Origin of the sequence: Sphingopyxis sp. (assembly GCF_016793825.1) — a bacterium.
In the GTDB taxonomy this organism is placed as follows: Bacteria; Pseudomonadota; Alphaproteobacteria; order Sphingomonadales; family Sphingomonadaceae; genus Sphingopyxis.
Genome location: NZ_JAEULM010000021.1, coordinates 178,683 through 191,660, shown reverse-complemented (window position 1 = coordinate 191,660; position 12,978 = coordinate 178,683). Strand labels below are relative to the sequence as shown.

The following is a 12,978-nucleotide window of genomic DNA, read 5'->3' as shown; positions in this document are numbered from 1 at the left end:
ATCGCGCACGTCCGCTTTTGGGCAGCAACTGGCTACCTCGCCATCAGCGCAAAACAACTTTCCCCATAGCTCAGTCCATGCGGCCCGCGGTTCGGGCACCGAAGACTTTCTGACGCCTATCGGCGTCTGAAACTCTCAACGCCAGCAGACGAGCCGCTCTAGGGCCAGGACGAATCGATGAGCCATGACCGGCCCCGTCGCGGTGTCCGATCCTCAGGCCGGTTGAAAGTTCAGCGCCGCGCCGTTCATGCAATAGCGCTTTCCGGTCGGCTTCGGTCCATCGTTGAAAACATGGCCCAGGTGACCGCCGCAGCGTTTGCAATGGACTTCGGTGCGCGCAACGCCGATTTCATAATCGATCGCGGTGGCGATTCCGCCCTTCAGCGGCGTCCAGAAGCTGGGCCAGCCTGTCCCGCTCTCGAACTTCGTCTTGCTCGAATAGAGCGGCAACGCGCAGCCGGCGCAGACAAAGGTGCCGGCGCGATGTTCGTTGTTGAGGGCGCTGGTGAACGCGCGCTCGGTCACGGCCTCGCGCAACACGCGATACTGCATCGGCGACAGACGCCGCTGCCATTCGGCGTCGGAGAGTTGCCAACCGGGCTCGGCTTTCGGGCGTTTCCCAGATTTGGCGAACAACACGGGTGCGGCGATCATCGCGCTGCCCAGCGCGAGGCCCGAAAGAAGATAGCGGCGCTCGATCATTGAAGGCTTCCTCATGCCCCCTGCTGCCGTTTCGAATGCGCCGCGTCGTGCCTGTCGTCAATAGCGTTCAAGTTCGACCCGCATGTGGCGATAGCCGTGAACAAAGCTGGCGTTGACGCGCTCCGGTTCGTCCAGCACGTTCACGCGCAGGCGACGCTTCTGCATTTCGGAGATCAGTGTCGTGAGCTGCAATTCGGCGACACGCGCGCCGACGCAGCGGTGGATGCCATAGCCGAACGCCAGGTGCCGGCGCGCGTTTTCGCGGTCGACGATGATCCGGTCGCCGTCGGGAAAGACGCTTTCGTCGCGGTTTGCCGAGGCATACCACAGCGCCAGCTTGTCGCGTTTCCTGATCTGGTGGCCGAAGAGCTCGGTATCCTCCATTGCGGTGCGCCGCATGTGCGCCAGCGGGGTCTGCCAACGAATGATTTCATGCATCGCGTTGACCGCGAGCTCGGGGTCGTGATTTGCCTCGAGCTTCGCGCGCTCTTCGGGGAAGCAGTGAAGACCATAAGCATAGGCAGACATCGAATTGCGCGTCGTGTCGTTGCCACCGACGATCAGCAGGATGAGATTGCCCATGAACTCATGCTCGCTCATATGTTTCATCGCGTCCGATTGAAGCATGATCGAGATAAGGTCATGCTTGCCCGGATTGAGCGCCTTGCGGTCCCACAGATCCTTGAAGGCGGCGCCCATTTCGAATGCCGTCGCGGTACGGGCCTGACGTTCCTCGGTCGTGTTGAACGATTCGATATCACCGAGTGCGTCGGACCAGCCGGTCAGCCGGTGACGGTCTTCCCATGGGAAATCGAACAGGATCGCGAGCATGTCGGTCGTCAGCTCGATCGACAGTTTCTCGACCCAGTCGAACGGCTCGCCGACCGGCAGGGCGTCGATCAGGGCGGCCGTGCGCGCGACCGTGTCGGCGCGCATGCGTTCTATTTCCGACGGGCCGAACGCGGGGGCGACGGTCCGGCGCTGCGCGGTGTGTTGCGGCGGGTCCATCGCGATGAACATCGGCATCGGGATCTCGCCCTCTTTCAGATGCTCGACCCCGTCGCCGGCGACGGTGATCCCGCCATATTCCCACGACGAAGAGAAAACCTTCGGCAGCGCCTCGATATGTTGGATCGGCTTGTAGGTCGTTACCGACCAATAGGGTCCGAACTTCGAATCCTCGCAATAATAGATCGGCGATTCGGCGCGTAGCTGGCGCATCGGGTCCTGCCACTTGTCTTCGCGCCACAAGTCGGCGCGCGATACGTCAAGCGGGTGCGGCATGTCGGGAGCGGTACGGATCTGGGTGGCCATGGCATATCCTCCGTCGGCCGTCATCGCGCGGCCGATTCAGTTGCAGAATGCCACTATTTACAGCTTTGTCAATGAGGCGTGCCGGTCTCCGCTGCAGCTTTTGCTCCGGTGCTCGCTGCAGCGATTGCCGTAACGGCAAGGCGGTTGCGTCGCCAGAATTTCCAGCCGCTGCCACCACTGAGGACGCCGGCGCGGAACAGGCGGACCGACAGATAAACGGTCATTGCGACCCAGATCGCCTGCCAGCCGAGCGCGAGGAAATGAATGCCATGCGCGCCGTCGGTCGCGGCGCGTGCCGCCATCGCGAAGGGTGACGAGAAGGGGAAGGCCTGCGCGAAATGCGCCAGCCCGCTATCCGGTGCACTTGCGGCGGCGGCGGAGAGGCTGAACATTCCGACCTGGAAAATCGTGATCGGGAGGCTGAGCATCTGAATCTCGCGAACCGTGCTTGCCTGTGCGCCAATGCCCAGAAACACGGCGCCGAGGAGGAGAAAGGCCATCACGAAATAACACAGCGATATTGCGATGAAGAACCCCCAGCCACTGGCGGGCGCGACCGCCAGCGCGGCGGCAGGCTTGCCGGCGGCGGCGATTGCCGCGGGGTCCATCTGAAGCGCGGCGACGAAGCCGCCGCCGAGTGCGACCACGCCCCAGAAGGCGATAAACAGGACCGCGACGCCCAGCATGCCGAGCAGCTTGCCGAGGAAGACGCTTTCCAGCGGCACCGCTGCGGCGAGGATTTCAATGACCTTGTTTCCCTTTTCTTCGGCCATCGAGCTGACGGTCTGGCCAGCGAGAAGCAGCGTCATCAGGAAGATCGCGAACACGGCACCGAATCCCAGCGATTGCTGGGCGGCGATACTCGTTCCGCCGCTGGTGAGCGCTTCGAAATGCGGCGCCACGGGCGGCACCGGGCCGGCAGCGCGATCGCGCAACACATCGGCCGCCAGCAGCGCGAGATAGCGGCCCGACGTACTGCCTTCGTTGCGTTCGATGATCCGCGGGCGTTCGAGCGCCCCGCTCATGACCGCATAGGTATCGCTGCCTTTCTCGCGCGCGACGACGAGCGGGTCGGGAGCCCGCGGGCCGGCGATCCGTACCTCGAGGGTCATGGGCCGTTCACCGCCCGACAGCGCATCGCGCAGCCGCGCGTCGGCTTTGCCGAGTGCCTCGACATCGGCGGCATCGACAATCGCGACGATCCGTCCCTTGCCGCGCGCGCTATCGGCAAGCTGCGAGGCGCCAAGGCCGCCGACGGCTCCCATCCCGACCATGAACAGCGGCGCGAGAAGGAAAAGCAGGAAAGTCGGGGTCGCGACGATGGCCAGGAAATCGCGGCGTGCGATCACGAACATGTTTTTCAGGAAGGGGGTCATGCCACGACCTCCTCGACCGCGTCGCCTTCGGGCATCGCGGCAAAGCTTGCATCGACCTGCCGGACGATATGGACGAACGCATCATGGAGCGCGGGCCGCGCGATCGACAGGCCGGCGACGCCATGCCCGCTGGCCGTGATGCGTCCGAGCAGCGGCTCGACGTCGGCTTCTTCGATCGCGAAATGCCAGGCCTCGCCCTTTCGTTCGGCGTCCTCTGGAAGCAACCGCGCCACCGCGTCGTCGTTATCGCGCGGCGTGTAGCGGACCTGCATCGGCAACAGTGCGCGGGCTTCGTCCACCGTGCCTTCAAAGCGGTGCTGGGAGCGGGCGATGATCACGATCCGGTCGCACAATCGCTCGGCATGGGCCATCACATGAGTCGAAAAGAGAATTGTGGCCCCGCGGTCGCGTTCGCGCCGCACCAGCATTTCGAGCCGCTCCTGGTTGACGGGGTCGAGCCCCGAGAAGGGCTCGTCGAGCACGATCAGGTCGGGCGCGTGGACGATCGATCCGATGAGCTGGACCATCTGCGCCATGCCCTTCGACATCTTGCGGATTTTTTCGTCGATCACCCGCTCAAGTCCGAGTTCGGTCATGAAGATTCCGGCACGGCGGCGGCCTTCGCGCCAGTCGAGCCCACGCAAGGCACCCATGAATGCGATTGCCTCGCGCGCTTTCATGCCGGGGTAAAGACCGCGCTCTTCAGGGAGATAGCCGATGCGGTGGCGGACCGACTGGGGCTTGTGGCCGCCCAGCAGGCGGCTGATCCCTTCGTCGGGATCGATAATGCCCAGCGTCATGCGCAGGCTTGTCGTCTTGCCGGCGCCGTTGGGGCCTAGCACGCCATAGATGCAGCCGGTGGGGACCTTGAGATTGACATGATCGACCGCAGTGAAGCTGTCGAAATATTTGGTGAGGCCGGTGGCCTCAACGGCAAGTTCGGTCAAATCGGCGTTCCTGATCGTGGTGCACACCCCTATGGCACGAGGAGGCGCTTGCCGTATAGAGCGCCAATGGTTGCCGAAGCCTTGCCTTCCATCGAGCAAAAACTTGAAGACGTCGCGCGTGAGCATGGCTTCGTCGCATTCGGGATCGCGCGCGCAGATGCCGCCCCCCACACGGCCGCCCGGCTGGGCGAGTGGCTGGCCGAAGGGCGGCACGGCGATATGATCTGGATGGAAAGTCGCGCGGGCCAGCGCGGGTCGCCGCAGGGTCTGTGGCCCGACGTCCGGTCGGTCGTCGCGCTGGGCATGAGTTATGCGCCGGCTTTCGATCCGCTTGCGCTCGCGGATGAGCCGGCACGCGGGCGCATTTCGGTCTATGCGCAGGGCGCCGATTATCATGACGTCGTGAAGAGGGCGCTGAAAGCGGTCGCGCGTTGGATGGTTGCCGAGGCGAAGGGAGCCGAGGTCAAGGTCTTCGTCGATACTGCTCCTGTCATGGAAAAGCCGCTGGCCGCCGCAGCCGGGCTCGGCTGGCAGGGCAAGCACACCAATCTCGTCAGCCGCGAGCATGGCAGTTGGCTGTTCCTGGGGGCGATCTATACGACCCTCGACCTCACGCCGTCACGGCCTGCGCGCGCCACATGTGGAAGTTGCGCCGCCTGTCAGCATGTCTGTCCGACGCAAGCCTTTCCGGCACCGTACCAGCTCGATGCGCGGCGTTGCATATCCTATCTGACGATCGAGCATGACGGGCCCATTCCGGTCGACCTCCGCCGTGGGATCGGCAACCGCGTCTATGGGTGTGATGATTGTCTGGCAGCGTGCCCGTGGAACAAGTTCGCCGACACGGCCGCGCGGCATCGTGCGTTCCTGCCGCGCGCCGAGCTGGTCGCACCGTCGCTCGCCGACCTGCTCGCTCTCGACGATGCAGGTTTTCGGCAAGTTTTTGCCGGCTCGCCGATCAAGCGCATCGGGCGCAACCGGATGGTGCGCAATGCTGCTGTTGCGGCCGGAAACAGCGGTGACGCGCGGTTTCGGGAACGACTGGAGGTGCTCATCGCCGATGAATCGCCGATAGTTGCCGAAGCGGCGGCATGGGCGCTCGCCGAACTGGCGTCCTGACGTCAGCGGCGAAGCGCGCTGACGCAGCTATCGACATTGGTATCGCGCCCATCGGGCGTACGTGCATCGACGTGGGTCGCGATGGCGTCGGCGCCGGCCTTTGGCGCATAGTAATAGATATCGAGAATGCAGGCGGCTCCCGCGAACTGGAGCTTGCGGCCAGCCCCCTCGGCGACGTCGAGCCGGGGCTTTCCGAACAATGACAGGGCGGCATTGGCGTGCTGCCCGACCAGACTGTTGTTCTGGACGATCCGTGGCGGGGTTGCCAGTGGCCGCGACGTCGTGACGGGCTGCGTCGAGCGGGGCGGCGGGGTCGCGGTGCAGCCGGCGAGCAGGCCGGTCGCCGCCGCGATCGCCAGCAATTCCTTGATTGTCATGTCCGGTTTCCATCCCGCAGGTGCAACAGGTGGACGGCCATAGCCGCGCCGATGATCGGGGCCAACAGATTGGCGACGGGAACCACGAAGCTTGCGGCGGATAGCAACCCCAGTGACCAGCGCACCGGCCGTGCGAAGCGTGGCTGGTCGGGGTGGCGTGCGAGCACCATCGCTTCGAGATCGCGGCCGAGGAGCAGTGCGTTGACGAACAACGCGAACAGAGGCGTCCCGATCCCGGTAACGAGCAGAACCAGATAGACGGGCAGCGCGACCACATTGCCGGCGATCAAACGCGACAGCGAAGCGAGCGCAAGGCCCAAGTTCTGACGCCATCCGACATCAATTGCCCGCGCGGCGGCGGCCGGATAATGACGACCCTCTACATCCGCGACGATCGAATCCGCGAACAGACCGACAACGACGATCGCGACCGCGCGAAACAGCAGCCAGCTTCCGGCGATGACGACAAGCAGGATAAGCACGCCGGCCATGTCGAGTTCGACCCCGTCGAGCCAGCGCCAATGACCGAGCGCCCAGCGGGCACCATAAACGACTGCGGCTCCAGTCGCGGTGAAGATCAGCAACGTCAGGATCAGGCTCTGGACCAGGATGCGCAGCACGCGCGGGTGCGGCAAGTCGCGGAGTGCCAGCAGGAGAGCGTGAACGGCATGAGCCATGCCCGACGGAATGGCGCGGGCTGGGGCGGCTCGTCAAGCGCCGCGCTTGCCTTGGCGCGTCTCGCCGCTTAAGGCGCGCGCAGTCTCCCCATACAGCACAGGATTTTTCATGGCCTCCACCGCCCGTTTCGACGTTGTTGCCATCGGCAATGCGATCGTCGATGTTCTTGCCCGCGCCGACGATAGCTTGATCGAGGCGGAAGGTCTGACCAAGGGATCGATGCGGCTGATCGACGCGGCCGAAGCCGAGCGCCTGTATGCGGCGATGGGCCCGGCGGTCGAAGTATCGGGCGGATCCGCCGCGAACACGCTCGCCGGCATGGCGGTATTGGGCGAACGATGCGCCTTTATCGGGCAGGTCGCAGACGACCAGCTCGGCCATGTTTTCACGCATGACCTGCGGGCGCTGGGTGTCGCATACGATACCGCGCCGCTCAAGGAAGGGGCGCCGACCGCACGCTGCCTGATCCTCGTCACCCCGGACGGGCAGCGGACCATGAACACTTTTCTGGGCGCCAGCCACCTGCTCGAGCAGTCGATGATCGACGAGGCGTGGATTGCGGACGCGGCCATCCTCTATCTCGAAGGCTATCTGTGGGATCCGCCGCTGTCGCGTGCGGCGATGCGGCGCGCGATCGATGTGTCGCGCGGCGCCGGGCGCAAGGTCGCCTTCACGCTGTCGGATGCGTTCATCATCGACCGCCATGGCGCGGATTTCCGAGCGCTGATCGCCGAAGGCCTGTTCGACATCCTGTTCGCAAACGAGGTGGAGATCTGCGCGCTGGCCGAAACCGACGATTTCGACGCGGCGGTGGCGAGCGTCGCGGCGCAGGTCCCGCTGCTGGTCGTCACGAGGGGAGCACAGGGAGCGATCGCGCTCCAGAACGGGGAGCGTACCGAGGTTGGTGCCGAACCGATCGAACAGGTCGTGGACACGACGGGTGCTGGCGATCTTTTTGCCGCAGGCTTCCTGTCGGGCCATGCCGAAGGTCGTTCGATCGCCGACTCTCTGACGATGGGTGCCGTATGCGCGCGCGAAATCATCGCGCAGGTGGGCCCGCGCGCGCAGACCGACCTGAAGGCCAAGGTCGCGGCGCGCCTCGGCTGATTCTTCAGGACGAGGCCGTCGCCGTCTCGGGGTGTTTCTTGAATAGCGCCCGGTCGGCGGGTCCGAAACCGCGCGTCCAGATTAGCCACGCATAGATGCCCAGGATCAGCGGGACACCGATCAGCAGTTCCGCCCATTCGGGCAATTGCGTCGCGCCCCAGCCGAGCACGGCAGCGCCGGCGGTTGCCCAGATCAGCGCCCAGCGCAGGCTGTTGACCGGGGCATTCAGGACGCGCGCGAGCAGCCGCGCCTTGACGACCGATGCGAACCCGAGCGCCAGCATCAATGCAAGCGCGACCGCCACGGCGTAGTAGATCGGGTCGAGGCCCCACGATTTCGCGACGAGGATCAGCGCGACGCTGAGGATTGCCTGGAGCGCGAGCGTGGCGAGGCTGATCAGCAGGTTGCGGTGCCGCGCAACATAGACGAGCGCCGCTTCGCTGACGACCGCGGTCGCTGCGACGACCTCGGCCGCGAGCAAGAAGGCGAGGGCGCCGGTGCCGCTGACGAACTGGGGGCCGACAAGCCCCATCACGGCTTCGCCTGGAATGCCGAGCGCGAGCGCGACGCCGGCTTGCGCTGCGATGATCCAGAATCCGACCTGGCTGACCTGTGCGGCAACGGCCGCAAGCTTGTTTTCGGCAAGGTTGCGCGTGATCACGGGCCCCAGAATCGGTTCGAAGCTGGTCTTCAGCTTTTGCGGCAGCGAAGCGACCTGCTGTGCCATGTAATAAATGCCATAGATGGTCGGCGACGTGAACTGGCCGAGGATGAAGAGGTCGAGGCGGCGCGTACCCCATTCGATCGCATCGGCGGCGGCGAGTGGGGCGTTGCGGCGCGCGACCATGATCAGGTGCGCGGGGTGCGGTTGCCATCCGCGGGGGCCGCCATAATGGCGAATCATCGGCACGAGCGCCGTCAGAAAGGCCCCGATCATGGCCGCGGCGTAGGATAGCATCAGGCCGTCGCGTGGCGACACGAACCAGAAGCCTGCCGCGGCGATGCTGATCACCCACGGTTCGACGACCGCGCGCGCGCGCACCGTCGCGCCGATATCGAACCGATAGGCGCAGGCGGCCAGCGCGATATCGGTGCCGGCGATCGCGAAGATCAGCAGTGCCATCCACCGGTCGGTGCCGTCGATATCGCCGGCAGGAAACATCAGGTGCGGCAGCAACAGCAGAAGCACCGAGCCGAGCGCCGAAGCGAGGAATGCCACGAACATGCCGTCCCAGACGACGGTGCGGTGATCGGCGTCGGGCGCGCTCAACTGCTCCGCAAGGCCCCGTTTGAGACCGAGAGTTGCAAGTTGCGCCACGAGTTCAATGACGAGAACCGCAAAGGCGAAGCGTCCGACCGCTTCGGGCCCGTACCAGCGTCCTGCGAAGTAGAGGAAGGGCAGGCGCGCGACGAGGCGGAGGACGAAGCCGAAGAAATTGGTGCGGCCGCCCTTGGCAAGGGCGGCGGCATCGGCGTCGGCCATCGCGGGTTCTGTGGGAACGGGAGAGGGCGCGGCTGCGCTGTCCGTCTGGCTCAAGCCTCGCGCCCCTTGCTGATATCCCCGTCCGGCAATCTAGCGCGGCGCTGCGGTGCAGGCAATTCCATCGTGGAGATCATCGGCCTTCGGGTCGCAGGGGGCGGCTGAGCAACGCCTGAATGGCTTGTGCCGCCAGAATCTCGCCCGAGACGAGTCGTGCGACGGCATCGGTGATCGGCATGTCGATACCGTCGGCGCGCGCGGCGGCGGCAATCACGGGCGCGCTGAAGGCTCCTTCGGCAACGGTGCGACGGTCGGCCATCAGCGCCGAGGCTGCTTCGCCACGACCAAGCCCCTGGCCCAGCGCGAAGTTGCGCGAGTTGGCCGACGTGCAGGTGAGGACAAGGTCGCCAAGGCCCGCAAGCCCTGCCAGCGTTTCGGGCAGCGCGCCGCGTGACAGGCCAAAACGGGTCATTTCCGCAAATCCGCGGCTGATCAGCGCAGCACGGGCGTTGAGCCCCAGCCCGGCGCCATCGACGATGCCGCAGGCGATCGCGAGGATATTCTTCACCGCGCCGCCGATTTCGGCGCCGATCATGTCGGTCGATATGTACGGTCGAAAGTGCGGACGGGCGAGCGCGAGCGCGAGCGCTTCGGCGGTTTCGGTGTCCGTGGCTGCCAGCGTGATTGCGGTGGGAAGTCCAGCGGCGACTTCGTGCGCGAAGGTCGGCCCCGACAGCACGGCGTGCGCCCGATCGGGGCAAATGTCGTTGGCAATGTCGATTGGAAAGGCAAAGGTCCCGGCCTCCATGCCCTTGCTGCAAAAGATCAGCGGTGCGCCGGATGGCGGCAAGGCCGCGAGTACGGAGCGCAGGAACGGGACCGGCACGACGACGAGCAATGCGTCGCATTCGGCCATGTCGGCAAGATCGCCGGTGGCGGCAAGCGAGGGCGATAGCGCCGCACCGGGCAGGAACATGGGATTGCGGTGTTCGCCGTTGATCGCCGCGACCACATCGTCTTCACGTGCCCACAGCCGGACCGGTGCCCCTTCGGCCGCGATCATCTGCGCGAGCGCCGTTCCCCAGGCGCCGCCGCCGATCACCCCGAAACGATGGTGTGACGTCATGCCTTCACCCCCGCTCCGCGAACCGCTTCGGCCTCCGGGTCGAGCGGCCAGCGCGGGCGCGCCGCAGTGTCGAGGGAGTCGGTCAGGCCGGCGGCAAAGCGTTCGGCGCCGGCCCACGCGATCATCGCGCCATTGTCGGTGCAGAGCCAAAGCGGCGGAGCGACGAAAGGCTTGTCGAAGCGTGCTGCGAGCGTGGTGAGCGCTGACCGGATCGCGCCGTTCGCGGCGACCCCGCCGGCTACGACGAAAGCGGTCGCTTCGGGACATGTCGCAAGTGCGATCCGGCTCCGGTCGACAAGGCAATCGACGACCGCCTGCTGAAACGAAGCGGCGAGGTCGGCGGTGCGATGCGCGCCCGATGCGGCGGTCCGCGCAACCGCGCTCTTGAGGCCTGCGAACGAGAAATGCGGTTCGGTGCTACCGGCGAGGGGTCGGGGGAGCGCAACGGCATGTGGATCGCCCTGCGCCGCGAGACGCTCGACCGCCGGGCCGCCGGGGTAGCCGAGGCCGAGCAGCTTGGCGGTCTTGTCGAACGCTTCGCCCGCCGCGTCGTCGATCGTTGTTGCCAGTCGGCGATAGTCGCCAACGCCGCGTACGAGCAGCAACTGGCAGTGGCCGCCCGACACCAGCAGCAACAGATACGGAAATTCCAGCGACGCATCGGCAAGGCGCGGGCTCAGCGCATGGCCTTCGAGGTGGTTGACCGCGATCAGCGGTTTGCCCGCAGCGTGCGCCAGTGCTTTCCCCGTAACCAGCCCGACCATCACGCCACCGATCAGGCCCGGGCCAGCCGTTGCCGCGATCGCATCGACATCCGCGAGGGTCAGGTCGGCTTCGCCAAGCACCGCTTCAACCAGTGGCGCCAGCCGTTCGACATGCGCCCGCGCGGCGATCTCCGGAACCACGCCGCCAAAGGGGCGATGTTCGTCCTCCTGACCCGCGACGCGATGCGCGAGGATGCGTCGCTCGCTATCGACGAGCGCCACCGCGGTTTCGTCGCAGCTCGATTCAAGGCCAAGGATCAGAGTCATATTATTGCGTGCCTCCTTACCCGCCCCTTTGCAGACAGGGCAAGGGCGGCTAGCGGGAGATATGGCTTCGATCCCGCTTCCGACAACCGCGCGTCCGCTGCGCATCGGCACCCGCGCTTCGCCCCTCGCGCTTGCACAGGCGCATATGGCGGCGGCGGCGCTGGCGCGCGCGCATGCGCTTGACCCCGCAGCGCTCGCAATCATGCCGATGACCGCCACCGGCGACCGGATCCAGGATCGCGCGCTGGCCGATGTTGGGGGCAAGGCGTTGTGGACGCGTGAACTCGATGCGACGCTCGACGCGCGCGACATCGACATCGCGGTTCATTCGTTGAAGGATGTCGAGACACTTCGTGACCCGCGATTCGCGCTCGGCGCGATGCTGGAGCGCGCCGACCCGCGCGACCGGCTGGTGGTGCGGGAGGGGATCACGGCGACGACGATTACGGATTTGCCGCAGGGCGCGCGACTGGGCACGAGCAGCCCGCGCCGCGCCGCGCAGGTGAAGCGATTACGGCCCGATATCGTGACCACGCTGTTGCGCGGCAATGTCGCGACCCGGCTGTCCAAGCTGGCGGCCGGCGATGCCGATGCGACGCTGCTCGCCGCGGCCGGGCTCGACCGGCTCGGAATGCACGATGTCGGCAGCGTTCAGGCCGCCGATCTGCTGCTTCCGGCGGCGTCGCAGGGCGCGATCGGGATCGAATGCCGCGCCGATGATCCGGCAATTCTCGCGTTGCTGAAGACAGTTGATCACCGCCCCACGCATGAAGCGGTGGCGGCGGAGCGCGCCTTGCTTGCCGCGCTGGGCGGTGATTGTCGCTCGCCCGTGGCGGCGCACGCGCATTGGCAGGCTGATGGATCGTTGCGGCTCGACGCCGAGATCTATTCGGACGACGGCGGAGATCATGTCGCCGGTCATGCGCCGATCGCGGCAGAGGGTGATGCCGCTGCGCTGGCCCGGCGCCTGCTTGGGGATGCCAGCGAGGCGATCCGGCGGCTCTTTGGCGCATGATCCAGGGCCTTCCGCTGATTGTCACTCGCTCGGACCCCGGCGGCATGGCGACGGTTGCGCGGGCGCAGGCGATGGGGATCGATGCCCGGCATTTCCCGCTGTTCGAGGCGCGGCCGATCGAATGGAGCATGCCGGAGGGCGACTTCGACGCGCTCCTGCTGACGAGTGCGCAAGCGGTTCGACTCGCCGGTCCGCGCCTGTCGCCGGGCGGATCGCCACAGCGACCAACGCTTCCCGAGCTTCCGGTCTATGCTGTCGGGGCTGCCACGGCGACCGCGGCGGAGAAGATCGGACGGCGAGTTGAAATGACGGGCGCGGGCGACGCGCAGGCGCTGATCGATGCCATGACGTCGCGGAATATTCGACGAATCCTGTGGCTTTGCGGTCGCGATCGATCGAGTTTCGACGCGCGCGGGATGGAACTGGTCGCGCTGCCGGTTTATGCGGTCGATCCCGTCAGTCCGCCGGTGGGCTGGGCCGATGCGATCGCCGCGCCCGCGGTACTGCTTGCGCATTCTGCGCGCGGAGCAAGGCGGATTGCCGCCTGTGCCGGCGCGGCGCGGCGGCACCTTTCGCTGGTTGCGATCAGTCCGGCGGTGGCGGGTGCGGCAGGCGACGGTTGGACCGAAATCTCCGTCGCGGCACGGCCTGACGATGCCTCGATGTTGGCAGCGGCGCATAAATTATGCCAAAAGGGCCAATAACG

At 66.1% G+C, this 12,978-nt stretch carries 13 protein-coding genes; 4 read left to right on the top strand and 9 right to left on the bottom strand.

Translation table 11 applies throughout. The features are described from left to right. Positions 1–213: 213 nt before the first annotated feature. The 4 genes from msrB to JNM03_RS07155 form a co-directional block, all read right to left on the bottom strand. Positions 214–702: a peptide-methionine (R)-S-oxide reductase MsrB gene (gene msrB, locus JNM03_RS07170; RefSeq protein ID WP_294035641.1), complete on the bottom strand. Its 489-nt coding sequence runs from the start codon at positions 700–702 to the stop codon at positions 214–216. Positions 703–759: 57 nt separating this feature from the next. Further along, positions 760–2,016, bottom strand: a complete 1,257-nt coding sequence (locus tag JNM03_RS07165; RefSeq protein WP_294035639.1) for a cytochrome P450 — start codon at positions 2,014–2,016, stop codon at positions 760–762. A gap of 68 nt (positions 2,017–2,084) precedes the next feature. Then, positions 2,085–3,392, bottom strand: a complete 1,308-nt coding sequence (locus JNM03_RS07160) for an ABC transporter permease (protein ID WP_294035637.1) — start codon at positions 3,390–3,392, stop codon at positions 2,085–2,087. Then, the gene (locus JNM03_RS07155; RefSeq protein ID WP_294035635.1) at positions 3,389–4,339 is read right to left on the bottom strand and encodes an ABC transporter ATP-binding protein; all 951 of its coding nucleotides are present in this window, start codon (positions 4,337–4,339) and stop codon (positions 3,389–3,391) included. Before JNM03_RS07155 ends, JNM03_RS07160 begins: the two co-directional genes overlap by 4 nt. A 66-nt stretch (positions 4,340–4,405) precedes the next feature. Here JNM03_RS07155 and queG point away from each other — a divergent pair, with 66 nt between their 5' ends. Beyond that, positions 4,406–5,458 carry a tRNA epoxyqueuosine(34) reductase QueG gene (gene queG, locus JNM03_RS07150; protein WP_294035633.1) on the top strand — a complete coding sequence of 351 codons (1,053 nt, stop codon included), beginning with the start codon at positions 4,406–4,408 and terminating at the stop codon, positions 5,456–5,458. Between the two features lie 2 nt (positions 5,459–5,460). Here queG and JNM03_RS07145 read toward each other — a convergent pair whose 3' ends face one another. Beyond that, positions 5,461–5,835 carry a hypothetical protein gene (locus JNM03_RS07145; RefSeq protein WP_294035631.1) on the bottom strand — a complete coding sequence of 125 codons (375 nt, stop codon included), beginning with the start codon at positions 5,833–5,835 and terminating at the stop codon, positions 5,461–5,463. Continuing rightward, on the bottom strand, positions 5,832–6,512 hold the full coding sequence (locus JNM03_RS07140) for an EI24 domain-containing protein (RefSeq protein WP_294035629.1): 681 nt from the start codon (positions 6,510–6,512) through the stop codon (positions 5,832–5,834). The genes JNM03_RS07145 and JNM03_RS07140 overlap by 4 nt, the downstream gene beginning before the upstream one ends. Positions 6,513–6,621: 109 nt before the next feature. Between JNM03_RS07140 and JNM03_RS07135 the strand changes: the two genes are divergently transcribed. Further along, the gene (locus tag JNM03_RS07135; protein ID WP_294035628.1) at positions 6,622–7,620 is read left to right on the top strand and encodes an adenosine kinase; all 999 of its coding nucleotides are present in this window, start codon (positions 6,622–6,624) and stop codon (positions 7,618–7,620) included. A 4-nt stretch (positions 7,621–7,624) separates the two neighbouring features. On the opposite strand, the gene JNM03_RS07130 is transcribed toward JNM03_RS07135, so the two are convergent. The 3 genes from JNM03_RS07130 to tsaD form a co-directional block, all read right to left on the bottom strand. Beyond that, positions 7,625–9,103: a lipopolysaccharide biosynthesis protein gene (locus tag JNM03_RS07130; RefSeq protein WP_294035661.1), complete on the bottom strand. Its 1,479-nt coding sequence runs from the start codon at positions 9,101–9,103 to the stop codon at positions 7,625–7,627. A gap of 130 nt (positions 9,104–9,233) precedes the next feature. Then, a complete protein-coding gene (locus tag JNM03_RS07125; RefSeq protein ID WP_294035627.1) occupies positions 9,234–10,226 on the bottom strand; it encodes an NAD(P)H-dependent glycerol-3-phosphate dehydrogenase in 993 nt (330 codons plus the stop codon). After that, the gene (gene tsaD / locus JNM03_RS07120) at positions 10,223–11,257 is read right to left on the bottom strand and encodes a tRNA (adenosine(37)-N6)-threonylcarbamoyltransferase complex transferase subunit TsaD (RefSeq protein WP_294035626.1); all 1,035 of its coding nucleotides are present in this window, start codon (positions 11,255–11,257) and stop codon (positions 10,223–10,225) included. The genes JNM03_RS07125 and tsaD overlap by 4 nt, the downstream gene beginning before the upstream one ends. 61 nt (positions 11,258–11,318) lie before the next feature. Here tsaD and hemC point away from each other — a divergent pair, with 61 nt between their 5' ends. Both hemC and JNM03_RS07110 read left to right on the top strand, forming a co-directional pair. Beyond that, positions 11,319–12,272, top strand: coding sequence for a hydroxymethylbilane synthase (gene hemC, locus JNM03_RS07115; RefSeq protein WP_294035625.1), 954 nt, complete (start codon positions 11,319–11,321; stop codon positions 12,270–12,272). After that, positions 12,269–12,976, top strand: coding sequence for a uroporphyrinogen-III synthase (locus JNM03_RS07110; protein ID WP_294035624.1), 708 nt, complete (start codon positions 12,269–12,271; stop codon positions 12,974–12,976). The genes hemC and JNM03_RS07110 overlap by 4 nt, the downstream gene beginning before the upstream one ends. The last annotated feature ends 2 nt before the right edge of the window (positions 12,977–12,978 follow it).

Excerpts from the sequence above, each read along its gene's own strand:
- msrB (WP_294035641.1), bottom strand. The coding sequence starts at position 702 with ATGATCGAGCGCCGCTATCTTCTTTCGGGCCTCGCGCTGGGCAGCGCG.
- queG (WP_294035633.1), top strand. The coding sequence starts at position 4,406 with ATGGTTGCCGAAGCCTTGCCTTCCATCGAGCAAAAACTTGAAGACGTC.
- JNM03_RS07130 (WP_294035661.1), bottom strand. The coding sequence starts at position 9,103 with ATGGCCGACGCCGATGCCGCCGCCCTTGCCAAGGGCGGCCGCACCAAT.
- JNM03_RS07165 (WP_294035639.1), bottom strand. The coding sequence starts at position 2,016 with ATGGCCACCCAGATCCGTACCGCTCCCGACATGCCGCACCCGCTTGAC.
- JNM03_RS07160 (WP_294035637.1), bottom strand. The coding sequence starts at position 3,392 with ATGACCCCCTTCCTGAAAAACATGTTCGTGATCGCACGCCGCGATTTC.
- JNM03_RS07135 (WP_294035628.1), top strand. The coding sequence starts at position 6,622 with ATGGCCTCCACCGCCCGTTTCGACGTTGTTGCCATCGGCAATGCGATC.
- tsaD (WP_294035626.1), bottom strand. The coding sequence starts at position 11,257 with ATGACTCTGATCCTTGGCCTTGAATCGAGCTGCGACGAAACCGCGGTG.
- hemC (WP_294035625.1), top strand. The coding sequence starts at position 11,319 with ATGGCTTCGATCCCGCTTCCGACAACCGCGCGTCCGCTGCGCATCGGC.
- JNM03_RS07125 (WP_294035627.1), bottom strand. The coding sequence starts at position 10,226 with ATGACGTCACACCATCGTTTCGGGGTGATCGGCGGCGGCGCCTGGGGA.
- JNM03_RS07140 (WP_294035629.1), bottom strand. The coding sequence starts at position 6,512 with ATGGCTCATGCCGTTCACGCTCTCCTGCTGGCACTCCGCGACTTGCCG.
- JNM03_RS07145 (WP_294035631.1), bottom strand. The coding sequence starts at position 5,835 with ATGACAATCAAGGAATTGCTGGCGATCGCGGCGGCGACCGGCCTGCTC.
- JNM03_RS07110 (WP_294035624.1), top strand. The coding sequence starts at position 12,269 with ATGATCCAGGGCCTTCCGCTGATTGTCACTCGCTCGGACCCCGGCGGC.